This window comes from Desulfosoma caldarium, from assembly GCF_003751385.1.
GTDB lineage: Bacteria > Desulfobacterota > Syntrophobacteria > Syntrophobacterales > DSM-9756 > Desulfosoma > Desulfosoma caldarium.
The window spans coordinates 197,059-219,741 of sequence record NZ_RJVA01000013.1 but is presented as its reverse complement, the minus strand read 5'-3'; the positions used below and the strand labels follow the sequence as shown (position 1 = coordinate 219,741).

Genomic DNA, 22,683 nt, shown 5'->3' with positions numbered 1-22,683 from the left:
ACGGCGGATATAGATTATGTGGGCCCAATTCCTGATCGGCGTCTTGTCCTTGGGTTTTTTTTACACGCTGACCGCTCTGGGGTTTTCCCTGATTTTTGGGGTCACCCACGCCTTCAATCTGGCCCATGGAGAACTGATCGTTCTGAGCGGTTATCTGGCCTATGCCTTAATGAAAGGTTGCGGCTGGGCCTTTTGGATGACCCTTCCCGTGTGCATGCTGGGCCTCAGCCTGCTTCTCGTGGGCATTCATCAACTCCTCAACAGAGTGGGAGAACCCTTTGAACTGAATTCTCTGGTCATGACCTTTGGCCTGGCCCTCATCGCCCAAAACCTCATGCTGTTCCTTTTCGGTGCGGACTACCGCCTGATCCCCTCCTTTGATGAACCGGTGTGGATCGCCTTTCAAGGCGCGCAGGTGAGTTCCACGCACCTGTGGAGCTTTCTTCTGTCTTGCACGGCCACGGCCGCCGTGTTTCTCATGCTGCACCGAACCTTTCTCGGCAAGGCGCTGCGGGCCACCATTCAGGAACGGGAGGCGGCCAGGCTCGCGGGCATTCATGTGCACCGCATGAGAAAGGTGGCTTTTGCCATCGGCGGCCTGCTCATCGGTCTCGCCGGACCGCTCTTTGGTCGCCTGGCCTATTTGCATCCGGCCGGAGGCACGGAAGCGACGCTCGTGGCCATTGTGATCACCATATTTGCCGGCGTCGGGCACGTGCGAAGCCTTTGGGTGGGTGCATGTGCTCTGGCCGCTTTGGAATCCGGTGCCGCGCTGGTGTTGGGGACGAGCTGGCGGGAACTGGTCAGTGCGCTGATTCTCATCGTTCTGTTGCTGTGGAAACCTCACGGACTGCTGGTGGGAAAAAGGTCAGCCCCGGAACTGTGAAAAAAAAGCCCTTTGTTTCCTCGCTCATTTTTTGGACCGTTATCCTGGGATTGGCGGCATGGCCGGCCGTAACGCCTCACGCGGATCTAGTCTGCCGAGTCTTGACCATGGCTTTTCTTTATGCCGTTATGGCCATGGCTTGGAACGTGACGGCCCTAAGCGGCCTTATTTCTTTGGGGCATGCCGCCTATTTCGGCTTGGGCGCCTACGGCGCCGCTCTCATGGACCATTACGGCTTCGCTCACATCGGCTGGACCCTCACGGCGGCGGCCCTTAGCGCCGGGGTCTACGGAGCGCTCTGCGCCGCCGTGTTTCGAAGCCTTCGCGGGGCCACCTTTGCTCTCGTGACTTTAGCTGCCGTAGACATTCCCAAAGTCATTGCCGACAATTGGGAATCCGTCACCTTTGGGTCTTTGGGCCTGGTGGGCGTCGCGCCTCTGCCCGTTCTTCGCGTGGCCGGGCTGACTCTGGACTTCGCCTCCAACCTTCTCGCGCAGTACTACGCTCTGCTGGGCGTGCTCCTTCTCGGCACCTGGGTGCACCACAAGGCCATGCACTCACGCTGGGGCTGGGCCCTGCGCGCCATTCGAGAAGATGAGCAGGCGGCAGGGGTTCTCGGCATTCCCGTGCAGGCGCTGCGCTGGAGCGCCATGACGCTGAGTGCGGTCATCACCGGATTGTGCGGCGGCCTGTACGCGCACCTGCACGGCTTTGTGGAACCCCCTCTGGTCTTCAGTGCTCATCTTTCGGCCATGCCCCTGGTGCTTTCCATTCTCGGCGGGCGTTTTCGCTGGTATGGTCCGGCCCTCGCAGCCCTCTTTCTCTACCCCTTGGACCAACTGGTCTTGCACCCGGTGCTGCCCGCGGGACATGCGGCCCTCTACGGCCTGGCGATCGTCGCCGCCGTGCTCTTTTTTCCTCAGGGCTTGGGGTCCTGGAAAAAATGAAACGCGTTCTCGAAATTCATCATCTGGTGGTCCGGTTCGGCACGCGCACCGTGTTGAAGGATGTGAGCTTTGCCGTGCATGAAGGCGAAATCGTCAGCCTCATCGGGCCCAACGGCGCGGGCAAGACAACTCTTTTCAACGTCATCTCCGGCCTGGTGCAGGCCTCCTCGGGTGACGTCATCTTCATGGGACGGCCGATCACCGGCTGGGCGCCCCATCGAGTGTGCCGAGCCGGCATCGCCCGCACTTTTCAAATCGCGCGCCCTTTTCCCGAAATGACCGCGGAAGAAAACGTGCTCATCGCCATGTGGTTCGGCAAACCTTCTTCACGGCCCCCGCTCGCCGCCGTAAACACGGAGGAGGCGGGCGCATGGCTTCAGTTGGTGGGGCTCAAAGAAAAAAGACACACCCTTGGCAAAGAACTCACCTTGTCTGAACAACGGCGCCTGGAGGTGGCTCGAGCCCTGGCGACCCGGCCTTCCCTGCTGCTCTTGGATGAAATTGCCGCGGGACTGAGCCCTTATGCCGTCAACCAGGCCGCTCAATTGGTGCTGTCGTTGCGTGAGCGCGGCATGACCATTGTGTTGGTGGACCATTTTTTGAACCTTACGGCCCGCGTCTCCGATCGGCTGGTGGCGCTGGACCAGGGAGAAAAAATCGTGGAAGGCTCCCCTCAGGATGTGCTGCATCACCCCGAAGTGCTGTCGGCGTATTTGGGAGAGCGTGAAACGGCGGGCGAGGCATGACCCCCTTGGCGCTTCAAAACGACGGCGGTCCCCTTCTTCAGGTGCGAAACCTGTGCGCCTCCATCGGCGCCACGCCCGTGCTTCAAGACGTTTCCTTCAGCGTATGGCCGAAGCAAATCGTCGCCATGATCGGGCCCAATGGCGCCGGAAAAACCACCATTTTGAAGGCCGTCGCCGGTATCATTCGACCAGTCCATGCAGAGATTGTCTACAACGGCGTGCGCATCGATGCCCTGGACGTGGCCGACATCGTTCGCATGGGGGTGGTTTATGTGCCGGAGGGCATGAGCGTGTTTCCGGAAATGTCCGTGCTGGAAAACCTGGAGGTGGGCGGCTATCTGCACCGACACCGCATTGACGAAAGGCTTCGGCTGGTGTTTTGCCTGTTTCCCGAGTTGGAAGCCAAGAAGCGGCAGAGGGCCGGAGCTTTAAGCGGCGGAGAAAAGCGCATGGTCGTCCTCGGCCGCGGCCTCATGGCCGGAGCGCGCCTTTTGCTGCTGGACGATCCCTTTCTCGGCCTGAGCCCCAAGATCGTCCGCCGGTTCTGCAGCGCTTTTCAGGAACTGCGAAAAAGCGGCCTGACCCTTCTCATTGCCGGCCAACATGTGCGCCGCATTTTGCGGGTCGCCCACGTGGCTTATCTCATCGAAGACGGTTCCATCACCTTGACGGGTCCGGGGCCGGAAATTCTGCACCACCACCATGTTATTCAAATTCTTTTCGGTGACACCAGGGACTCTAGCCAAAGCGCCCCGTGATGTAGTCTTCGGTCAGTTTGTGGCGCGGTCGCGTAAAGATGCGGTCTGTGGGCCCCACTTCGATGAGATCGCCCATGTGAAAAAAGGCCGTTCGCTGAGACACGCGAGCTGCCTGCTGCATGGAATGGGTCACGATGACGATGCTATACTGTTCCCGCAATTCATGAATGAGATCTTCAATGCGCCCTGTGGCAATGGGATCCAAGGCGGAACACGGCTCATCCATGAGAATCACTTCGGGATTCACTGCGATGGCCCGAGCGATGCACAATCTCTGCTGCTGCCCTCCGGACAGCCCGGTTCCCGACTGATGCAATCGATCCTTGACTTCTTCCCACAAGCCGGCCTTGCGAAGCGAGGTTTCCACGATGTGGTCCAGTTCTTCGCGGCTTTGCGCCAGCCCATGAATTTTCGGACCATAAGCCACATTGTCGTAAATGGACTTGGGAAAGGGGTTGGGTTTTTGAAAGACCATACCCACCTGAACCCGTAGCAGCACAACGTCCAGTGCAGGGTCATAGATATCCTGCCCGTCCAAGGTGATGGTGCCCGTGACCCGACACCCTTCAATGGTATCGTTCATGCGGTTGAGGCATCGAAGAAAGGTGGATTTGCCGCATCCCGACGGGCCGATCATGGCCAGCACCTCATTGCGCCCAATGTCTATGGACACGTCCCGAATGGCCTGCTTGTCCCCATAAAAGACGCTCACGTGGCGACACACCATGCGAGGGTCTTCCACCTGGGCATTCTTGAGCACGGGCGGAAAAGGCTTTGCAGGCTGCCCTTTGATTTTGACGTCCTCGTGCCCCACCGCGCCATCTCCCTGCGTCGGGTCATTGCAAATCTTTACGTTTTTGACATTCCCCAAGGCATCCGTTCCCATTTCCATCATCTATCACACCACCATTCGGCAGGGCGTGCAAGGGCTGAAAAAGTTCGGCCCCTGCACGCACCGGACGGTTTTAAGTCCACGAAGGAATCATTGCACCGCCATGGGTTTCATGGCGCGCGCCGCTTCGCGCATGGCGGACCGTTCCGCTTCGGGGAGCGGAATTAGGCCTTTGTCCGCCAAGTAGCCTTCCGGGCCCCAGGCTTTTTCATCGGTAAATTCTTGTACAAATTCTAGAATTCCAGGAATGCTACCCACATGAGCCTTCTTCACGTAGAAGAAAAGAGGCCTGGACAAGGGATACTGCTGCGCCGAAATGGATTCAAAGGTGGGCGCCACGCCCTCCACATGAGCCCCTTGCAGCTTATCCGTGTTTTGGTCAAGGTAGCTGAATCCAAAAACGCCCATCGCTCTAGGGTTGGCCCACAATTTTTGCACAATGAGGTTGTCGTTTTCCCCGGCATCGATCCAGGCGCCGTCTTCGCGAAGGCTATGGGCCACCTTCTTGAAGGCCTTTTTATCTGTTTGCTTAAGCGCTTTGAGGGTTTCCAGTTCCAGAGCCCCTTTTTCCATGGCCAATTCTAAAAAGGCGTCCCGGGTTCCGGAGGTGGGCGGAGGTCCCAGGACTTCGATTTTCTGGTCCGGCAAGCTGGGGTTGACGTCCTTCCAAGTCTTGTACGGGTTTTTCACCAGAGCGGATCCTCCCTTGGGATCCGGAATCTGCGCCGCCAAGGCCAGGAAGATGTCTTTTAGCCTCAACTGCATCGGGGAAGCTTTTTTGCTGTTGGCCAAGACAATGCCGTCGTAACCGATCCTGACCTCCACCACCTCACGAACGCCGTTGTTCACACAGGTTTCCAGTTCGGATTTCTTGATGGCTCGCGACGCGTTGCTAATGTCAGAATGTTCCACACCTACTCCGGCACAAAAGAGTTTAAAGCCGCCGCCGGTTCCGGTGGATTCCACCTTGGGGGTCTTGAAGCCGAGGGCTTTGCCGAACTGTTCGGCCACCACCGTGGAAAAAGGATACACGGTGGAAGATCCCGCAATATAAATGTAGTCGCGCGCTTGAGCCCTCAGGGGCGCCTGAAAAACCCCAACCATGGATAAACACAACACAACCAAACCGAGAGGCTTCATGGTCTGCTCCTTGTCATTTAATGACTTTTTTCGCTAAAATTTTCCGACCGTCGGAGCGCCGTCTTGCCCATGGCTCTTCCTTCGCTCACAGGCCTCAAGAAAAAGCCATCGCATAGACGCTCTTTTCGTCACGCCGCGGGCCCCAATTAGGCTTCTTTTGTGCACCTCCTTTCTTCACCAACGCCGTTCAAATCGGTTGCGCAGGTAGACCGCCGTGGCGTTCATGGCGATGAGGAACGCCAGCAACACCATGATGGCCGCCGAAGTTTTTTCCACAAAAGCGCGTTCCGCACTGTCCGCCCACAGATAAACCTGGACAGGCAGAACGGTGGCCGGATCGGTAAATCCTCGAGGAATATCCACAATGAAAGCGACCATGCCCACCATAAGCAGCGGAGCCGTTTCCCCCAATGCCCTGGCCATGCCGATGATGGTTCCTGTGAGCATGCCCGGCAGAGCCAGAGGCAGCACGTGATGAAACACAGCCTGCATGGGCGAGGCTCCCACACTCAATGCCGCATCGCGAATGGATGGCGGCACGGCTTGCAGGGAAGCTCGGCCGGCAATGATGATGGTGGGCAAGGTCATAAGGGTCAAAACCAGTCCCCCCACAAGAGGCGAAGAGCGAGGCAGGCCGAAAAAGGACAAAAAGACCGCCAAGCCAAGCAGGCCAAAAACGATGGAAGGCACGGCCGCCAGATTGTTGATGTTGACCTCGATAATGTCGGTCCAGCGGTTCTTGGGAGCGAACTCTTCCAGGTAAACAGCCGCCGCCACACCTAAGGGAAAGGAAAGGGCCAGTGTAACCAGCAAGGTGTAAAAGGATCCGACAGTCGCTCCGAGAATTCCAGCCAGTTCCGGTTCTCGGGAATCCCCCGAGGTGAAAAAGGCGGTGTTCCAATGCTTTGCGAGTCGCCCCCGCGTTGCCAGTGCATCGAGCCACTGAAGAGCGCGTTCGCTCAAACGCCCTTCGGATGGCGCAAGACGCCGATCCACACCGCCCTTGATCGCCATGTCCACATCGTCGTCGGCCGGGACCCATACGGCGATGGTCTGGCCGATAACCGAGGTGTCCTCCAGCACTTTGGATCGAACCACCTCACCAGCGCCCCCACTGACCAACCGGAACAATTCCCTTTTTTCCTGCCTCCCCTTGACGTCCGGAAAAAGGTTTCCCAGGCTTCTTTTCACGAGGCTTTGGTAATCGGCCCGGTCCAAATTGCCCACATGGACCACATCGGGGTCTACATACACGTCCAAAAGGAAAACCGTACGCTGAAAAGCCTTGTAGCCCTTGGAAAAGATGTCCACAAACAGGAATGCCAGAAAGGCCAAAGCGCAGATCACCGCCGCCATGCCCAGCCTTTGAAACCTCTTTTCGGCTCGATATCGCTTGCGCAATCCCGTCTGCACCACATGCACCGTGCGGGACCGATCTGTTGCGGACAAAGAAGAGGCGTTTCGATTATTCATAATGCTCCCGGTATTTTCGCACCACGTAGAGGGCAATGATGTTGAGAATCAAGGTCACCACAAATAACACCAGGCCCAGGGCAAAAGCCGCCAGCGTCTTGGGACTGTCGAACTCCTGATCGCCCACAAGCAATGTGACGATCTGCACCGTGACGGTGGTGACGGCCGAAAGCGGGTTAACGGTGAGGTTGGCGGCCAGGCCCGCCGCCATGACCACAATCATGGTCTCGCCAATGGCTCGGGAAACCCCCAGCAACAGCCCGCCCACAATGCCGGGCAAGGCCGCCGGCAAGACCACCTGCTTGATGGTTTCCGAACGCGTGGCGCCCAAGGCCAGCGAGCCGTCTCGAAGGTCGTTGGGCACCGCATTGATGACATCGTCGGACAAGGAAGACACAAAGGGCACGATCATAAGCCCCATGACCAACCCGGCTGCCAGCGCACTTTCCGACGCCACCGAAAAGCCCAGCGTTTCTCCCAGGCGGCGGATCAGAGGCCCCACCGTCAAAGCGGCGAAAAAACCATAGACCACCGTGGGAATCCCGGCCAAAATTTCCAAAAGGGGTTTGACCACGGCGCGAAGCTTTCTCGGAGCGTACTCGCTGAGATAAACGGCCGAAAAAAGCCCCAAAGGAACAGCCACACTCATGGCAATGGCGGCAATGAGCAACGTACCCGTAAAGACGGGAATCATGCCAAACGCGCCCGAAGCTCCCACCTGGTCGGCCCGAATGGCCATCTGGGGGCTCCACTTCAGACCGAAAAGAAATTCCCACCAGGGAACCAATCGAAAGAACCGCATGGCTTCAAAAAGCACGGAAAAGACAATGCCTATGGTGGTCAAAACGGCAAGGGTGGAAGCCATGAGCAGAAAGAGGCGAACGATCTTTTCCACGTGCGTGCGCGCTCGAAGGGAAATCCTGATTTTCCCATACCCCATCTGCATACCCAGGGCGGCCAGGGCCAACACGGCCACCCACAGGGCGGTTCTGGACAGACCGAGAAGCCTTCGATAGTGTTCGGCTGCAGTCTGCACGGCAGGGTCCGCATAACCGCTCACGATGCCGCCCTTGGCCAGATTTTTCACATCGTTGAGCACTAGACTCAATCGATTCGAAGGAGGGCTTTGAAGGGATTGCGGCAAATGGCGCACCACCCACTGTTCCAACACCACCGGTTCCAAAAAGAGCCATAAAAGAAAGATCAAAAGGGCCGGCAGCGCACACCACAAGGCCACGTAAACCCCGTAGTAGTGGGGTCTGGAAGCAAGATGCCTGGCGTGGGCTTTGCCGCCGATGAGGCGAAGCACTCGGCGTTTGCCCAAGTGATAGGCCCCTGCGCTGAGCGCAAGGATAGTGAAAAGGAGAAGGCTGTTCATTTGACGTGCTTTCCCGATCATGGAACGTTTCGCGCTGAATCCCAGCGCCTTTCGCGTCGACAGCACCCTAAGGCGTGCGTGTGAAGAGAAGGTTACCGAAATGTGACAATCGTGTTACAGTGCTGATGAAGGCCTGAGCCCGGAAAAATAACCGGCGGTTTCCCGAAAAAGCCGAACCTGTCACGGGAATGTCACAAAATCATCACGGATTCGTGACACAATGCGCCGTACATACCTGCGCGATTCCAGGAACAGCTAAGCGGCCTCTTAGAAGAGAATGATCGAGGGTTCGCTGGGTTCGCTTCGCGCACCGCTTCGCCGCGTCGGCTCATGGAGCGGCCTTTTGTGAGCGGTTGTTGGACCATGGTCATGGCCTTGCGGCGTCGCTTGGGTTGTGGAGGTGTCTGTGGCACGGAAAAAAATCTTGGTAGTCGAAGATGACAAGGACATTTTGAATCTGGTGGCCTGGCACCTCAAAGCCGCCGACTACGAGGTCCTCAAAGCCGAAGACGGTGTTTCGGGCCTCGAGACGGCCAGACGTGAGAAACCGAACCTGATCGTCTTGGATCTCATGCTTCCCGGCATGGACGGACTCGACGTGTGCAAGGCCCTTAAACGCCACGAAAGCACAGCTTTCATTCCCATCATCATGCTGACGGCTCGAGGCGAGGAAGCGGACCGCATTTTGGGTTTGGAACTGGGAGGGGACGACTACATGGTCAAGCCGTTCAGTCCCAAAGAACTCGTCCTTCGCGTGCAGGCGGTCATGCGCCGCAGCGCCCCCTCACCGTCACCACCACAGGAGGCGCTGACCGCGGACGGGCTTCGAGTGGATGCCCACGCCCATCGCGTTTGGATCGACGACAGAGAGGTCAGCCTCACGGCCACCGAATTCAAACTTCTGCTGGAGTTGATGACCCACAAGGGCCGCGTGATGTCCCGAGACCGCCTCTTGGATTGCGTTTGGGGATACCAATTTGAAGGCTATGCTCGAACGGTGGATACCCATATTCGACGGCTTCGTCAAAAGCTACAAGGTTACGCCGGTCTGGTGGAAACTGTGCGAGGAGTGGGCTACCGTTTTCGAGACGGGAGCGGCTCATGAAAGCTTTGAGCGTGCGCACTCGACTGCTGCTCGCTTTTTGGATCGTCCTGCTGGTGTGTGTTCTGGCACCAAGCACGTACTTTCACCGCCAACTACATCAGGTGCTTGTGGACGAGTCCCAAAAAAAGACTGCATCAGGAATTGTCCATTTTCATTTGGTTTCTGAAAAATCATACACCGTTTCCATCTCTGAGTGATCTGGATGGCTGGTGCACGCAGATGGGCTCCTTCTGGGGCTACGCCTTACCTACATCGCTCAAGGCGGCCGCGTAGTGGCGGACAGCAACGTGCCTTACGACAAACTGGGGTTCATGGAAGACCATTGGACCCGCCCCGAAGTGGTGACCGCTCGACAGAATAGTTTTGGGTTCAGCCTGCGCCACAGCGACGCCCTACGCAAAGATCTGATGTATGGGGCCATGCTCGTGTCTGAGATTCCCAGTCTGCCGTCGGGCATTCTGCGCATCGCCATGCCGGTTTCTCAAATCAGGGGAACCTTGGACCACCAGCGCAGGCGTCTGTGGTGGATTTTGGGATTGTCCTTCATCGGCACAGGCCTTCTGGCCTTGGCCTTCTCTCGACTCATGGAGAAACCCCTCGCGCCGCTATTGGACATGGGGCGCACTGTGGGGCGTCGAGAAGTTCCACGGCTGCGTCCCTCGGGTTACCCGGTGCTGGACGCTTTGGGCGAGGCGCTCCTCCAGGAAACCGCGGCGCGCATTCAAGGGCAAATAAGGGCCTTGGAAGATCAGCGCGCTCAACTGCACGCCATCTTGGAAGGCATGAAAGAAGGGGGTTTTCCTTTTCCTGCTGGATGCCGACGGGCGCATTCCAATCGTGCGGCTTTGCAAGATCCAGCGAAGCCCCAAATCTCCTTTTGGCCTGAAACCCCTGGAAGTGTTCCTAAACCCCGACTAGCAAAAGGCGTGCGATCAAGCTCTGGCCGGACGCGATGCGGTCCATGTGGAAATCATGCTGGATCCCGAACGCCACTTTGACGTCCATGTGGTGTCCTTGCACACGCCCATGATGCCCCAAGGCGCCGTGGTGGTCCTTCACGACATCACAGAAATCAAACGGCTGGCCAGGGTTCGCCGCGATTTCGTGGCCAATGTATCCCACGAACTGCGCACCCCCTTGACTGCCGTCAAAGGGTATGCGGAAACGCTGCTGGAAAGCCCCTGTGTGCACGATTCAGAAGCCAAAATGTTCGTGGAGACCATTCTGCGCAAAGCCAACCACATGACCCGAATGGTCAACGACTTGCTGACGCTCACTCGACTGGAAAGCCAGCTCCCGCAGGTGCCTCAAGAAGTCGCGGGTGCCGTCAGCGCCGCCGCCGCCGTGGAAACATGCTATCCGGAAGCCCGCAAATGCCGCATGGACATGCCCGTTCATTTTCCTCAGCACCCCCTGTGGGTGCGGGCCGAACGCGACGCCCTGGCGCAGGTGTTTCAAAACCTGTTGGACAACGCCATTCGATACAGTCATCCATTGACGCCCATACGAATTCGAGCCCAGGTGCAGGCGGACACGGTCCCTTTCTCCGTGGAAGATGAAGGGCCTGGCATTCCCTTGGAACATCAAGCTCGCGCCTTTGAGCGTTGCTATCGCGTGGATCGCCAAAAGGAGAGTGCTTCGGGAAGCACAGGGCTTGGGCTTTCCATTGCCGCCACATTGTGGAGAACATGGGTGGGCGAATCTGGGTGGAAAGCCCGGTGAGGGGAGAGGACCACGGCACGACCTTTTTCTTCACCTTGCATCGGGCCTCGCAGCCTGAGGAAAAAGAGGCATGGAAAGCCGTAAAGACCACATTTTGGAGTTGAGCTCATCAAATCACACTTTGTTCGCCAGATGGAAGAACTGTGCATGACCATTCTTTAAATGGCCACCCTGACGGAAACTGCCATGCAAAAAGCCCTTCAGGCCTTCAAGACGCGAGATGAAAAGCTGGCCTCTCAGGTGATCGACAAAGACCAGATCGTGAATCAGTTGGAAATAAAAGTGGATTATCTGTGCCTATCCCTGCTGGCGTTGGAACAGCCGGTGGCCAAGGATCTTCGCTTTATTATCGGGGCCTTGCGCATGAGTATAGATCTTGAACGCATAGCCGATCAGGCGGTCAACATCGCGCAGCGTGTTAAATTTCTGGCGAAGAGGCCGCCTTTGGGCTTCATTCCTGAACTGGACGCTCTGGCGGACACGGCCATGGACATGCTGCGGGTGGCCATCAGCGCCTTCGCCCAGCAGAACGTTAACCAGGCCTTCGATGTGTGGCAGATGGACGACGAAGCCGACGAACTCAACGACAAGGTCCTGCGCCGCATGATCGATCTCATGGTCACCAAAAGCTGCAGTATTGAACGGGGCGTGCAAACCATCATCACGGCGCGGTGCTTGGAACGGGTCGCAGACCAGACCACCAATATCGCCGAAAGCGTGATTTTCATCGTAGAAGGCGTGAATATCAAACACCGCTGCGAACCCTAGCAGGGGTATTTAGAACAAATAATATGACCACCTTGGCGCCCCCCAGTCCATACCATGAGAACAGACACAACCGTCACTCCCGCGAAAGCGGGAGTCCAGAACAGACTCCAAGGATTGGATCCCCGCTTTCGCGGGAATGACCCAATCAATTCCCAATGGGCAAATAGGGCTATGCTCATGTAAGCGTCCGTGTGTGGGGGCAAGCCGGCATGGAGGGTACCGAGCGCGACCCGGGATTCATCGTGGCACCGCACCTCTTTTCCGATCTTCCCTTGACATGGTGCCATCGATTCTCTACAGTGCGACCGGTGTTAGAAATCCATGGTGCCGTCACGACTAGCCTTCGCAAAAACCCCTAGAGCAGCAACTGGTGGAGCGGTGCAAGGTTCGCGCCGCTGAACGAAAGTTTTTTGCACAAACGTTGTGAGTCTTCTTTTCCTGAGGTGTGCTGCACATTCCACACTCCATGTCCACGGAAGCGGGGGAAACATTCATGGGCGACAGTGAAATCAAGAACCTGGTGGAATACATCGCTCGCGCTTTGGCGGAATATCCCGACAAAGTTCAAGTGCGGGAAATCAACGGCCATCAGCTCTCGGTCATCGAATTGAGGGCAGCCAAAGAGGATCTGGGAAAGATCATCGGTAAAGAAGGCCGAAATGCCCACGCCATTCGCACCATCATGAATGCCGCGGCGACCAAATTGCGCAAAAGGGCCGTGTTGGAGATTCTGGAATAGGCCATCATGGAGTCCACGCCGGTCGAACCGGATCGTGAAAAGCCGCCGTGCTTCGGGGACGCGGCTCGTGTCTGTCCGCGCAATGAAGAGGGCTTCATTGAACCCCAAAGGCACTGCTTGGCATGCCCGTACGTGCGCCCGTGCCTTCAGGCGGCGCTGCAGGCTGAGGGAACCTTGAGGGCGAAGCCGGAAAGCGCTGCACCGGCGGAGAGTTCTCTGGGTCGATTTCTCAAACGTTGGTCAGAAAGAAAACGCAGCGCCACCGGCACCGACAAGGATACCACCTCGGCGTGAAGGCTTTCTCGGAAGGACAGCCGGTGGAGTGGCGCACGCCGCGACACCGCATCAGGCTCTGCGACGCGGCCACTACAAGGTGAAGCCCAGAGGGGGAGGCATGGTCCCACTGGGAGCTGCCGGTTGAAACGCAAAAGTGCAAGGGTCCTCTCCTGAAATCGTGGGCATCCGGGTCGACCGTGATGCCAGCCTAAATCCAGCGTTCGTAGGACATTGGCTTTGTGGGCGAGTGCTGTGAACAGCCCTGTAGCTTCGTGTCGAAATGTGAGTTGCTCGTTCCACAAGAGGTTCCCAGGGCTCCTTTCCTCAAAGCATTGGGGCTTCCATCCGCATCTCAGGCGGGTGGGACGCTCGTGTTCCCAAGAAAAGGACGCCCATGGGCACTTTACCGGCTGGAGGGGGCTGCGCGACGCTTGTCGCTTGAACACGTCGTATTTCGAGTGTGCCGGCGGCGCTTAGGCCCACGAAAGGGCGATAGGTATTTTGACGCTTTCACTTCGGCCCCGGGACAGAGTTCCATGCATGCCGATAACGCCAAGGCGGCTTGCAATTTTGTCTTTCGCCATCTTCATCCTCACGTGCTTTTGGGCACCGCCAGCGATCGTTACAGTGGCTGGATCGGCCAAATTTATACAGCCTCCCGCTACGAAGGCCGCATGACACAAAGGGTTCAAAAGGTGGGCTCAAAAAGCTTCACATCCACGGTGCTACCCGTGGACAGCGTCCGAGAATATTTCGAGCATTTTTCCGCCTTGGAAATAGATTTTACCTTTTACAGCCTGCTCCTGAATCCCGATGGAAAGCCCACGCACAGTTATCGAACCTTGGAGCGGTACGCGGAACACCTGCCCCCGGACGCTCGAGTGCTCCTTAAAGTGCCGCAAAAAGTGTGCGCATGGCGGCTGTGGACCGGCTCCGCGGCTGTGAGCAATCCGAGCTTTCTGGATCCCGACCTTTTTCGCGACGCCTTTTATGAACCGGCAGTTCATCTGCTAGGGGATCGACTGGCGGCCCTGATTTTTGAACAGGAATATCACCGAAAAGACGATCGGCTTCATCCCGAGGATCTGGCCAATCGACTGGCTGCGTTTTTTGACGCTGCACCCAAGGACACTCGTTATCATGTGGAATTGAGAACCGAAAGCTACCTCAGCCCACCGATCTTTCGCGTTCTTGGACACTACGGCGTCGGCCAGGTGATGTCCCATTGGACCTGGCTGCCCTCCCTTCGGCAGCAGTGGCAGCGGAGCGGACAGCGCTTCTTCAATGCCTCCCGTTGGCTGGTTGTGCGGTTGCTCACGCCGCGAGGCATGCGCTACGAAGAAGCGTATGCCCGAGCGCACCCTTTCGATCACCTGGTGGAGGACATGATTCAGCCCAGCCTATTTCAGGAAACGGCCGACCTTGTGGCACGCGGCTTGAAGGCCGATCAGACCGTGTGCATCATCATCAACAACCGGGCGGGAGGCAACGCACCGTTGCTGGCACGGCAATTGGTCATGACCCTTATGGAACGATCGGTGCTTTGATCTGACAAGGTCGAAACACGGTGAAACCCTCTCGCACCGAAAATCCACTGGAATTGTGCTGCCTGCCCGCATCGGCACAGGAAACCCTGAGGCATTACGACCATCGCGTGGCCTCGCTCCTACTGCAGGCTCGGGATGCCGTGGATCCGGCCATGTGGGAAAAGCAGCGACGCCTTCCTTCCGCTTTTCTCACACACCTTGAAAAGGCCTTCCTGGTCTATGACCAATCCCTTCGATTCGCGCAGAGCCAACTGCATCGAGCGGGTTGGTCCATCACGTGCGCTCCGGGATGCAGTCACTGCTGCACGCAACTGCCTTCGGGACTCACCGGCGTCGAAATTCTCTATCTTTCCCACGGAGCCCTTCGAGCCGGCGTTCTGGATCGCATGTTTCGCCGCTGCCTGGAACGATTGGAATTGTGGGAAGAAATTCGTCGATGGAACGCTCAGGATCTTGCCCAAGCGTGCCTGGAGCGCAGCCTGGCGCAGCGACTGCACCGCTACAACGCCCTCAAGGTGCCCTGTCCCTTTCTCGAAGCCGGCTTATGCAGCCTATATCGCTATCGCCCTCTAGCCTGCCGCATCCATTTCAGCCTGTCGCCACCTCACTGGTGCCGACCGGACCACTTTCAAAACGCCCATGCCATTCGGTTCAACCTGGAACCGAGCCATCAGGTCATGGATGCTTTGGAACGTTTGGATCAGGTTCTGCAATTGAATCTTTCGGACCTGTTGGTCTGCGGTTTTGTGGAATGGGTCGTCAACGTCATGGCCTTTCGGCCCATTGCGTGGACGGAAAATCCTCATTGAACACGGCACGGGACTTTGCTAGGAGCCTTTGTGAAAGAAGCTTAGGCTTCGCAAGGATGTCGGGAAGATGTGGCACTGCGATGAAGAAAGCGAAAAAGAGCTCATGAGCGCCCCGAAACCGCACGAGGAAATCTTTGCTGACTGGCTTCACTTTGATCCCCTGGTGGTGCGCCGCGCCGTGACGGCTTCGGCGCCTTCCCTGGCAGACAACACGGCCGACCTGGACCGCCTTCGGCGCGCTCTTCGGCAGCAAGGCTATGACCCCCTTCGCGTGCCACCTGGAGAATTGGGCGCCTATGCGAACCGGTTTCGGCAAGGAAACTTTAAAGCCACCGCCGTTTTGAGCTTCACGGGGGACGGATGGGAACTGACGGAGCTGTTTTCGGGAACTGACCAGAGCCCCGTCTTCGGTGTAGCTGTGGATTTGGGCACCACTCAGATCGCTTTTTATCTGGTGGATCTCATCACGGGACAACTTCTGGACCGCCTTTCGGTTCCCAATCCACAAATTTCCTATGGGGAAGACATTCTCACGCGCATCATCTATGCGTCCACGCCGAATCGGCTCCTTTTGCTGCAAGACCTTCTGCGATCCACTCTGAACGAGACCCTTTCGTTTCTGGCCGATAAACACGGGTTTCGAGTTTCCCAAATTTATGCGCTCACCGTGGCCGGCAACACCACCATGACCCATTTCTTTTTGGGGTTGGACCCGTCGCGCTTGTGCAAGGAACCCTATATTCCCGTGGCCAACACCTTTCCCATACTGCACGGAACGGACCTCAGAGTGGCCATGCATCCTCGAGGATTGGTGGTGGTGTTTCCCAACGTGGGATCTTATTTCGGAGGTGATGTCATTGCCGGTATTTTAGCCACCGGCATGCACCGCACCGAAGAGATCTGCCTGCTTGTGGACGTGGGCACCAATGCCGAGGTGGTTCTGGGCAATAAGGATTGGCTTGTGGCCTGCGCCGGGGCTGCCGGTCCCGCCCTGGAAGGCGGCGTGGTGGAACGGGGCATGATGGCGCAGCCGGGAGCCATCGACCGGGTGCGCATCGACCCCGACAGCCTGGAACTCACTTACCATGTTTTGGGCGATGAAAAGCCCAAGGGCCTCTGCGGCTCGGGCCTCATCGATCTCGTGGCCGAAATGTTCATGGCGGGCCTTTTGACCATTCAAGGAAAGATCAACACCCAGATCATCGATCCGCGCATTGTCGTCTCGGAAAACGGACCCGCCTATGTGGTGGCCTGGGCTGACGAAACGGCCGATGGCCGTGACCTGCTGGTCTCCGAAATCGACATCGGCATTCTTCTCAAGTCCAAAGCGGCCATGTACACCATCTTGAACATCATCACGCGTAAAGTGGGGCTCCGTGTGCAGGATATTCACCGGTTTTTCGTGGCCGGCACCTTTGGCAGTCACATCGATCCGGTCATGGCCATTCGCATCGGCATGCTGCCGGACCTGCCACTGAAAACCTTCCAAGGCATGGGCAACACGGCAGGACGAGGAGCTGCCATGACCTTGTTGGATCGTCGACTCCTCGGCGACATGAACGACGTGCGCCAACGCATCACCTACGTGGAACTCAATGTGAACCTGGAGCTCATGAACGAATTTCGCGGAGCGACCTTTCTGCCGCACACCGACCCAAAGCTTTTTCCTTCCGTGACCATTCATCCTCGAGCCATGGGGTAAGCGATGGGACGATGGGATTGGCATGACGCAGTGGGACGATGGGGAACGATCGTTCTGGTCGCGTTTCTTGCGGCCCTCGATCTGTGGCTGTTTCGAACCGTTTTCCTTTCGCCAAAAGGTCTTAAGGGCTACCAGGTTAAACGCCGTCAGGTGGTGGAAATGCAAGAACAGCTTACGGCGCTGCGCAAGGAAACCCAACAACTCTACCTGAAAACCCAGCGTTTCAAAGAAGATCCCCATTACGCCGAACGGTTCCTGCGACAGAACCTGGACCTCATACGGGATGGCGAAATCCTCATTCGCTTCCTTCCCAAAGCTCAGAAGACTTCCGCACCGGACAAGGCCACCCGGTGAGTCCGCTTCGAAGGCTCATGCGTTCCCGAGCCATACGCTTTTTTCCAACGGTGGGCAAAGGATTGGCGCTTCGGCCGGACTGTGCATGGGGCGCAAAGGCCTTGACGCCTTTTCATGCCCTATGGTACTCGAAGCAGTTCCAAATCATCCTACTCCTTGCTCCGCCCCGAGAGGCGGGGCTAAGAACCCGAAAGGAGGATTTTGTCCATGCAGTTACGCAAGTACGAATCGTTTTTCATCGTGGACCCCGATCTTCCTGAAGACGCCTACCAGGGCGTGGCCCAGAAATTCCAAGGCGTCGTCGAATCGGGCGGCGGCACCGTGCTCACCTATACTCCCTGGGGGAAAAAGAAACTGGCCTATCCGGTCAGGAAAAAATCCTATGGCTACTACGTCCTTATGGAATTTGCCTCAGGGCCAGACCTCATCGCCGAGCTGGAACGCACCATGCGCATCGATGAACGGGTGCTCAAGTTTATCACCGTCAAGCTGGACGATGCGTTTGACCCGGAAAAGGAAAAAGATCAACAACGCCCTGGACCGATGCCTCCATCAGACGATGAAGAAGAAGCGGAATTGCCGCCTCAGTTTGATGCCGAGCGTGGGGAGGAAGAGGAAGAAGAAGAGGGCGAGGACGACAAAGAGTAGGCGCCTTTTTATGGAACGGTTTTGGATTATGAAAAATTTTTTTGAAAGAGGGAGTGTAACGTGGCCGTAAAGAGGAAACGCAAAAGAAGGATTTTTCGGCGCCGTCGTGTGTGCCGGTTCTGTGCGGACAGCAGTCTACGCATCGACTATAAAGACGCTAAGATGCTTCGCTATTTTCTCACCGAGCGGGGCAAGATCATTCCACGGCGCATCTCGGACAACTGCGCCAAGCACCAGCGGGAATTGACTCTGGCCATCAAGCGCGCTCGCCAGATGGCTCTTTTGCCCTACACGGTGGACCATTCCATCTAAAAGGGCGGCAGAGCAACTCATGGGACGGTAAGGAACGCCGCAGATGAGCGCCTCCATGCCCCAAGGGCACGGCACAGAACCCGATTCCACTCGAACGGTGATGCGGGAATTCGCCGCCGGCATCGGGCTCAGTGTGGCCGTGTTTCTGCTCTTGATCTTGCTTCCCGTGACCGGCATCATGGCCACGGTGATCGTGCCCGTGCCGTCTCTGATCAGCATTTACCGATGGGGTACTCCTTTGGGGTATTTTGTGCCCGGAGGATCCGCCGTGGTGGGCGGAACACTTTCCTTGCTTTTGAAAACCCCTCAGAGCTTGGTCTATTTCATAGAATTGCTGCTACTGGGAACCTTGTTGGGATCCGGTATGCGCAAGGGCTGGTCCATGACACGAACCGTGGCCGATGCCGTCGTGAAGGTGTGCGCCTTTGGAGCCGTGGTTTTCTGGTGGATGCATGGCCATGCTGAGGGCGGCCTGTGGCACCATCTGGAAGAGCAACTACGCGCCATTCTGGCCTCGGTGTGGTCCCAGACGGCCTCCGAAGGCACGCAGGACGCGGACTTGCTGACGCCATGGCAAGCTTGGATCCCCATTCTCGCCCGCTTGTTTCCGGGTGTGGCTGTGGCCAGCACCATCATCGGGGCTTGGTTGACCTTGTCGGTGGCTCGGCGCATGCTCCTGCTTCGGGGCGTATTGATGCCACATTGGCCTGCATGGTCTCTATGGAGCGCTCCGGAAGGGTTGGTGTGGGCGCCCATCGCGGCAGGATTTCTGTTGCTGGTCTCCTCTTTCAGCCTCAAGCTGCTGGGGGCCAACGTGCTCATCGCTCTGGGGGCGGTGTACCTCTTGCAAGGCGTTGCCATCACCGCCTTCTATTTTCAAAAATGGCACGTCCCTCGCCTGTTGCAGGCCTTCAGTTATGCCTTGATCTTTTTTCAGCAGTTTGTAGGCTTGGCCGTGGCGCTCATGGGTTTTTTTGATACGTGGATTGATTTTAGACGCCTGAAAAAAAAAGCCGACGTTTTGTCCTCGCCCTAATGGAGGTTTTCATCAGCGTGACACGCAAACCATGGCGGGGCATGGCATAAAGGAGTCAACAATGAAGGTGATTCTTACGGAAAACATTCCGAACCTGGGACAGATCGGAGACATCGTCAAGGTGGCTCCGGGCTACGGCCGCAACTACCTGCTGCCCAAGGGCCTGGCCATTGAAGCCTCTAGCGCGAAAATTCGCGAACTGGAACATCACAAGCGTGTTTTGGCTCAAAAGAAGGAAAGGGTGCGACGCCAGATGCTTTCGCTGGCGGAAAAACTCAATGAGACCACCCTGACCTTTCAGCGCAAAGTCATAGAAGAAGACAAGCTTTACGGATCCGTGAGCGTGACCGACATTCAAAAGGCGCTGCAACAGCAGGGCTTTGAACTGGACAAGCGTTTCATTTTGCTGGATCAGCCCATCAAGCAGTTGGGGGAATGCACTGTGCCCATCAAGGTGGACGCGGACATCACCGCCAACATCACCGTTCTGGTGAACAAGGAAGAATGATGCATGGACGGGCTCGCCGACGAGCTCAAGAAAATCCCTCCGCACCACCTCGAAGCTGAGCAGTCCTTGATTGGAGGGCTTCTGGTGGACAGCGCCGGCCTGGCGGCCGCTTTGGAGATCCTACGAGGGGACGAGTTTTATCGGGACGCGCACCGCGTCATCTTCCGGGCCATTCAAGACCTGTTTGAGCGCAACGAACCCGTCGATCTGGTCACCGTTGCCGACTATCTACAACAAAAGGGTGATCTGGATGCCGTCGGTGGGGCCGCTTATCTGGCCTCACTGACGGAACTGGTGCCTTCCGCGGCCAATGTGGCCACCTATGCCAAGATCATCAGTGAAAAGGCTATTCTGCGGCGCCTGATTCAGGTCTCCGGGGAAATCATGTCCTGGTGTTATGGCCACGGGAAAAATGCCGAAGAAGTCCTGGACCGCGCTGAAGCCGCCATCTTTGCCATCACGGAACGCCGCATTCGCAGTTCGTACGCCGTCATCAAGGATGTGGTCAAACAAAGCATCGGCACCATCGAGGCTCTGCAGGAACGCAGAAACATGGTGACGGGCGTGCCCACGCACTTTCATGATCTGGACAAGATCACCTCAGGACTTCAGCCCTCGGATCTCATCATCCTCGCGGCACGACCCAGCATGGGTAAAACGGCTTTTGCCTTGAACATTGTACGCAACGCCGCAGTGAAAAGCGGGGTGCCGTGCGCCTTCTTTTCCTTGGAAATGAGTAAGGAACAGCTGGCCATGCGATTGCTGTGCGCGGAAGCTCGGGTGGATTCCCAAAAGGTGCGGACAGGCTTTCTCAGCCAAAACGACATCGTCAAGCTTCTTTCCGCCGCCAGCACCTTCATGGAAGCCCCCATCTTCGTGGACGACACGCCGGCCATTTCCACTTTGGAGCTTCGCGCCAAAGCGCGACGCCTCAAGTCGGAACACAACATCGGGTTGGTGGTGGTGGACTACCTGCAGTTGATGCGCAGCCGAGAGCAAACGGAAAGGCGTGAGCTAGAAATTTCCGATATCTCTCGGTCCCTCAAGGCTCTTGCCAAAGAACTGAGCGTGCCCGTGGTGGCCTTGTCCCAGCTGAACCGCAAGGTGGAAGAACGCCATGACAAGAGACCACAGCTGGCGGACTTGAGGGAATCCGGGGCCATCGAACAGGATGCGGACGTGATCGTCTTCATCTATCGTGATGAAGTCTACAATCCGGACAGCAAGGACAAAGGCACGGCGGAAATTCACGTGGGTAAACAGCGCAACGGCCCCACAGGCCGCATCAAACTGGCCTTTATCAACAGTTATACCCGTTTTGAAGACCTGGCCGCGGAGGATTTGCCCGTTTAGGGGTGCATTTTTCGTACGCGGCGGCTCTTTGAACGCTTGAACCTGGAAAGATGATGGCCATGCAGACACACTCCACGACCGGAGAGTACTGGAACCCCAAAGTCGAGACCCTGTCTCGCGAGGCTCTGGAAGACCTCCAACGCAAACGCCTTCGGGCCACGCTGCGTCGCGCGGTTCGTGCCCCGTTTTACCGTGAGCTACTGGGCCCCGAGCCATGGCGGCATGTGCGCACTTTGGCCGATGTGCGCCATTTGCCGATCACCACCAAGGAGGATCTTCGGCGAGCCTATCCTTACGGGTTTTTGTGCGTTCCCAAGGACCAACTGGTGCGGTTGCATGTTTCTTCCGGCACCACGGGACAAGCCACAGCCGTCTTCTACACCCATAAGGACGTGAACACCTGGGCCGAACTCATGGCCCGGTGCCTCTATATGACCGGCGCACGGCCGGGAGACGTCTTTCAAAACTTGTCCGGATACGGCCTTTTCACCGGCGGTCTTGGATTTCATTATGGGGCCGAGCGCCTGGGGTTGCTTACCATTCCCTCAGGAGCGGGCAACAGCAAACGCCAGATTCATCTTATGCGCGATTTTTCCACCACGGTCATGCACATCATTCCCAGCTACGCCCTGCGCCTCATGGATGTCATGACGCAAATGGGCGTCGATCCCAAGAGGGATTTGCAGCTTCGCATCGCGTATTTGGGTGCTGAACCCTATTCCCAGGAAGTGCGCCGACGCGTGGAAGACTTTTACGGCGTTAAGGTCTACAACAGCTACGGCCTTTCGGAAATGAACGGCCCCGGCGTGGCATTTGAGTGCGTTCACCAAAACGGGCTTCACATCTGGGAAGATGCGTACTTAGTGGAAGTGCTGGATCCCGAGACCTTGGAACCCGTTACAGAAGGGGAGTTGGGCGAACTAGTGCTCACAACCCTCACTCGAGAAGGCATGCCTCTCATTCGCTATCGCACCAAAGACCTGACCCGCATCCTTCCCGATGCCTGCCCCTGCGGCCGTGTGCACAGACGCCTGGACCGCATTCAAGGGCGCTCTGACGACATGTTCATCCTCAAGGGCGTCAACATCTTTCCCATCCAGGTTGAACAGGTTCTCATGGGCATTCCCGAAGTGGGCAACAATTATCGCATCCTCTTGGACCGTGAGAACAACGTGGACGTTATGACCGTAGAAGTGGAAGTGACCGACAAGATCTTTGTGGAAGACATGCGCCATCTGCATAGGTTGCAAAAGAAAATCACCAAGGAACTCAGAAGCGAACTGCTGGTCACTCCCGAGGTGCGCCTTGTGGAACCCCACGGGTTGCCTCAAAATGACGGCAAAGCCGTGCGCCTCCTGGATCGGCGAAACCCTTACGGGGCATGAAATAGGTTGAAGCCAAATCCGGCACGTTGCTCAAAAGTTTTTTCTCTTCAGTTTCCCGTTTATAATATTTTTGACGGCTGATTCTTTGGACCCAGCACGGCGTTTTCTGCAGCAAGTCCTCGGCGGCTTGAAGGCCGAGGCGATGCTGCGGGTGGAGGGTGGACCATCTCGAAAGTTTACGGAGACCTTACAGGCCTGA

The 22,683-nt window shown here is 57.1% G+C and carries 25 protein-coding genes; 21 read left to right on the top strand and 4 right to left on the bottom strand.

Translation table 11 applies throughout. The features are described from left to right. Positions 1-16 precede the first annotated feature (16 nt). Genes EDC27_RS11385 through EDC27_RS11370 form a run of 4 tightly spaced genes read left to right on the top strand, consistent with a single transcriptional unit; the run spans position 17 to position 3,337 of the window. On the top strand, positions 17-886 hold the full coding sequence (locus tag EDC27_RS11385) for a branched-chain amino acid ABC transporter permease (RefSeq protein WP_123290732.1): 870 nt from the start codon (positions 17-19) through the stop codon (positions 884-886). Beyond that, entirely contained in the window at positions 883-1,833 is a 951-nt protein-coding gene (locus EDC27_RS11380) for a branched-chain amino acid ABC transporter permease (protein WP_170161772.1), read from the top strand. Before EDC27_RS11385 ends, EDC27_RS11380 begins: the two co-directional genes overlap by 4 nt. Beyond that, on the top strand, positions 1,830-2,579 hold the full coding sequence (locus tag EDC27_RS11375; protein ID WP_123290730.1) for an ABC transporter ATP-binding protein: 750 nt from the start codon (positions 1,830-1,832) through the stop codon (positions 2,577-2,579). Before EDC27_RS11380 ends, EDC27_RS11375 begins: the two co-directional genes overlap by 4 nt. Further along, positions 2,576-3,337, top strand: a complete 762-nt coding sequence (locus EDC27_RS11370; RefSeq protein ID WP_123290729.1) for an ABC transporter ATP-binding protein — start codon at positions 2,576-2,578, stop codon at positions 3,335-3,337. The genes EDC27_RS11375 and EDC27_RS11370 overlap by 4 nt, the downstream gene beginning before the upstream one ends. Here EDC27_RS11370 and pstB read toward each other — a convergent pair. The 4 genes from pstB to pstC all read right to left on the bottom strand — a co-directional run bounded on the left by pstB (position 3,318) and on the right by pstC (position 8,220). Continuing rightward, positions 3,318-4,232, bottom strand: coding sequence for a phosphate ABC transporter ATP-binding protein PstB (gene pstB / locus EDC27_RS11365; protein WP_342778650.1), 915 nt, complete (start codon positions 4,230-4,232; stop codon positions 3,318-3,320). The genes EDC27_RS11370 and pstB overlap by 20 nt on opposite strands. An 87-nt stretch (positions 4,233-4,319) precedes the next feature. Continuing rightward, a complete protein-coding gene (locus EDC27_RS11360) occupies positions 4,320-5,369 on the bottom strand; it encodes a PstS family phosphate ABC transporter substrate-binding protein (RefSeq protein WP_123290728.1) in 1,050 nt (349 codons plus the stop codon). A 174-nt stretch (positions 5,370-5,543) separates the two neighbouring features. After that, a complete protein-coding gene (gene pstA / locus EDC27_RS11355; protein WP_123290727.1) occupies positions 5,544-6,842 on the bottom strand; it encodes a phosphate ABC transporter permease PstA in 1,299 nt (432 codons plus the stop codon). Continuing rightward, positions 6,835-8,220 carry a phosphate ABC transporter permease subunit PstC gene (pstC, locus tag EDC27_RS11350; RefSeq protein ID WP_123290726.1) on the bottom strand — a complete coding sequence of 462 codons (1,386 nt, stop codon included), beginning with the start codon at positions 8,218-8,220 and terminating at the stop codon, positions 6,835-6,837. Before pstC ends, pstA begins: the two co-directional genes overlap by 8 nt. Positions 8,221-8,626: 406 nt before the next feature. On the opposite strand from pstC, the gene EDC27_RS11345 reads away from it, so the two are divergent. From EDC27_RS11345 to EDC27_RS11265, 17 genes are all read left to right on the top strand, one after another. After that, positions 8,627-9,325 (top strand): response regulator, encoded by a 699-nt coding sequence (locus EDC27_RS11345; RefSeq protein WP_123290725.1) that lies wholly within the window; start codon positions 8,627-8,629, stop codon positions 9,323-9,325. Further along, positions 9,322-9,522, top strand: coding sequence for a hypothetical protein (locus tag EDC27_RS11340; protein WP_123290724.1), 201 nt, complete (start codon positions 9,322-9,324; stop codon positions 9,520-9,522). The genes EDC27_RS11345 and EDC27_RS11340 overlap by 4 nt, the downstream gene beginning before the upstream one ends. Before the next feature lie 12 nt (positions 9,523-9,534). Next, positions 9,535-10,323, top strand: coding sequence for a hypothetical protein (locus tag EDC27_RS11335; protein ID WP_148045745.1), 789 nt, complete (start codon positions 9,535-9,537; stop codon positions 10,321-10,323). Then, on the top strand, positions 10,298-11,047 hold the full coding sequence (locus EDC27_RS11330; RefSeq protein WP_123290722.1) for a sensor histidine kinase: 750 nt from the start codon (positions 10,298-10,300) through the stop codon (positions 11,045-11,047). The genes EDC27_RS11335 and EDC27_RS11330 overlap by 26 nt, the downstream gene beginning before the upstream one ends. 162 nt (positions 11,048-11,209) lie before the next feature. Next, entirely contained in the window at positions 11,210-11,815 is a 606-nt protein-coding gene (gene phoU / locus EDC27_RS11325; RefSeq protein ID WP_281273146.1) for a phosphate signaling complex protein PhoU, read from the top strand. A 493-nt stretch (positions 11,816-12,308) separates the two neighbouring features. Further along, the gene (locus EDC27_RS11320; RefSeq protein WP_123290957.1) at positions 12,309-12,554 is read left to right on the top strand and encodes a KH domain-containing protein; all 246 of its coding nucleotides are present in this window, start codon (positions 12,309-12,311) and stop codon (positions 12,552-12,554) included. A 6-nt stretch (positions 12,555-12,560) separates the two neighbouring features. Further along, positions 12,561-12,848: a hypothetical protein gene (locus EDC27_RS11315; RefSeq protein WP_123290721.1), complete on the top strand. Its 288-nt coding sequence runs from the start codon at positions 12,561-12,563 to the stop codon at positions 12,846-12,848. Positions 12,849-13,366: 518 nt separating this feature from the next. After that, positions 13,367-14,377, top strand: a complete 1,011-nt coding sequence (locus EDC27_RS11310) for a DUF72 domain-containing protein (RefSeq protein WP_123290720.1) — start codon at positions 13,367-13,369, stop codon at positions 14,375-14,377. Between the two features lie 20 nt (positions 14,378-14,397). Further along, positions 14,398-15,186: a hypothetical protein gene (locus tag EDC27_RS11305; RefSeq protein ID WP_123290719.1), complete on the top strand. Its 789-nt coding sequence runs from the start codon at positions 14,398-14,400 to the stop codon at positions 15,184-15,186. A gap of 67 nt (positions 15,187-15,253) precedes the next feature. Then, positions 15,254-16,888: an ASKHA domain-containing protein gene (locus tag EDC27_RS11300; RefSeq protein WP_123290718.1), complete on the top strand. Its 1,635-nt coding sequence runs from the start codon at positions 15,254-15,256 to the stop codon at positions 16,886-16,888. Between the two features lie 3 nt (positions 16,889-16,891). Further along, positions 16,892-17,242, top strand: a complete 351-nt coding sequence (locus tag EDC27_RS11295) for a septum formation initiator family protein (protein WP_123290717.1) — start codon at positions 16,892-16,894, stop codon at positions 17,240-17,242. Between the two features lie 207 nt (positions 17,243-17,449). Further along, complete coding sequence (gene rpsF / locus EDC27_RS11290; protein WP_123290716.1) at positions 17,450-17,890, top strand: 30S ribosomal protein S6; 441 nt, start codon at positions 17,450-17,452, stop codon at positions 17,888-17,890. Between the two features lie 60 nt (positions 17,891-17,950). After that, on the top strand, positions 17,951-18,202 hold the full coding sequence (rpsR, locus tag EDC27_RS11285; protein WP_123290715.1) for a 30S ribosomal protein S18: 252 nt from the start codon (positions 17,951-17,953) through the stop codon (positions 18,200-18,202). A 43-nt stretch (positions 18,203-18,245) separates the two neighbouring features. After that, a complete protein-coding gene (locus tag EDC27_RS11280) occupies positions 18,246-19,238 on the top strand; it encodes a DUF2232 domain-containing protein (protein ID WP_123290714.1) in 993 nt (330 codons plus the stop codon). Positions 19,239-19,299: 61 nt separating this feature from the next. Then, complete coding sequence (gene rplI, locus EDC27_RS11275) at positions 19,300-19,746, top strand: 50S ribosomal protein L9 (protein WP_123290713.1); 447 nt, start codon at positions 19,300-19,302, stop codon at positions 19,744-19,746. Between the two features lie 3 nt (positions 19,747-19,749). Then, positions 19,750-21,099 (top strand): replicative DNA helicase, encoded by a 1,350-nt coding sequence (gene dnaB / locus EDC27_RS11270; protein ID WP_123290712.1) that lies wholly within the window; start codon positions 19,750-19,752, stop codon positions 21,097-21,099. A 59-nt stretch (positions 21,100-21,158) separates the two neighbouring features. After that, complete coding sequence (locus EDC27_RS11265; protein WP_123290711.1) at positions 21,159-22,484, top strand: phenylacetate--CoA ligase family protein; 1,326 nt, start codon at positions 21,159-21,161, stop codon at positions 22,482-22,484. Positions 22,485-22,683: the final 199 nt, after the last annotated feature.

Coding starts and splice junctions, on each gene's coding strand:
- EDC27_RS11385 (WP_123290732.1), top strand. CDS start 17: ATGTGGGCCCAATTCCTGATCGGCGTCTTGTCCTTGGGTTTTTTTTAC.
- EDC27_RS11375 (WP_123290730.1), top strand. CDS start 1,830: ATGAAACGCGTTCTCGAAATTCATCATCTGGTGGTCCGGTTCGGCACG.
- EDC27_RS11370 (WP_123290729.1), top strand. CDS start 2,576: ATGACCCCCTTGGCGCTTCAAAACGACGGCGGTCCCCTTCTTCAGGTG.
- pstB (WP_342778650.1), bottom strand. CDS start 4,232: ATGATGGAAATGGGAACGGATGCCTTGGGGAATGTCAAAAACGTAAAG.
- EDC27_RS11360 (WP_123290728.1), bottom strand. CDS start 5,369: ATGAAGCCTCTCGGTTTGGTTGTGTTGTGTTTATCCATGGTTGGGGTT.
- pstA (WP_123290727.1), bottom strand. CDS start 6,842: ATGAATAATCGAAACGCCTCTTCTTTGTCCGCAACAGATCGGTCCCGC.
- pstC (WP_123290726.1), bottom strand. CDS start 8,220: ATGAACAGCCTTCTCCTTTTCACTATCCTTGCGCTCAGCGCAGGGGCC.
- EDC27_RS11340 (WP_123290724.1), top strand. CDS start 9,322: ATGAAAGCTTTGAGCGTGCGCACTCGACTGCTGCTCGCTTTTTGGATC.
- EDC27_RS11330 (WP_123290722.1), top strand. CDS start 10,298: ATGCTGGATCCCGAACGCCACTTTGACGTCCATGTGGTGTCCTTGCAC.
- phoU (WP_281273146.1), top strand. CDS start 11,210: ATGGCCACCCTGACGGAAACTGCCATGCAAAAAGCCCTTCAGGCCTTC.
- EDC27_RS11320 (WP_123290957.1), top strand. CDS start 12,309: ATGGGCGACAGTGAAATCAAGAACCTGGTGGAATACATCGCTCGCGCT.
- EDC27_RS11315 (WP_123290721.1), top strand. CDS start 12,561: ATGGAGTCCACGCCGGTCGAACCGGATCGTGAAAAGCCGCCGTGCTTC.
- EDC27_RS11310 (WP_123290720.1), top strand. CDS start 13,367: ATGCATGCCGATAACGCCAAGGCGGCTTGCAATTTTGTCTTTCGCCAT.
- EDC27_RS11300 (WP_123290718.1), top strand. CDS start 15,254: ATGTGGCACTGCGATGAAGAAAGCGAAAAAGAGCTCATGAGCGCCCCG.
- EDC27_RS11295 (WP_123290717.1), top strand. CDS start 16,892: ATGGGACGATGGGATTGGCATGACGCAGTGGGACGATGGGGAACGATC.
- rpsF (WP_123290716.1), top strand. CDS start 17,450: ATGCAGTTACGCAAGTACGAATCGTTTTTCATCGTGGACCCCGATCTT.
- EDC27_RS11280 (WP_123290714.1), top strand. CDS start 18,246: ATGAGCGCCTCCATGCCCCAAGGGCACGGCACAGAACCCGATTCCACT.
- rplI (WP_123290713.1), top strand. CDS start 19,300: ATGAAGGTGATTCTTACGGAAAACATTCCGAACCTGGGACAGATCGGA.
- dnaB (WP_123290712.1), top strand. CDS start 19,750: ATGGACGGGCTCGCCGACGAGCTCAAGAAAATCCCTCCGCACCACCTC.
- EDC27_RS11265 (WP_123290711.1), top strand. CDS start 21,159: ATGCAGACACACTCCACGACCGGAGAGTACTGGAACCCCAAAGTCGAG.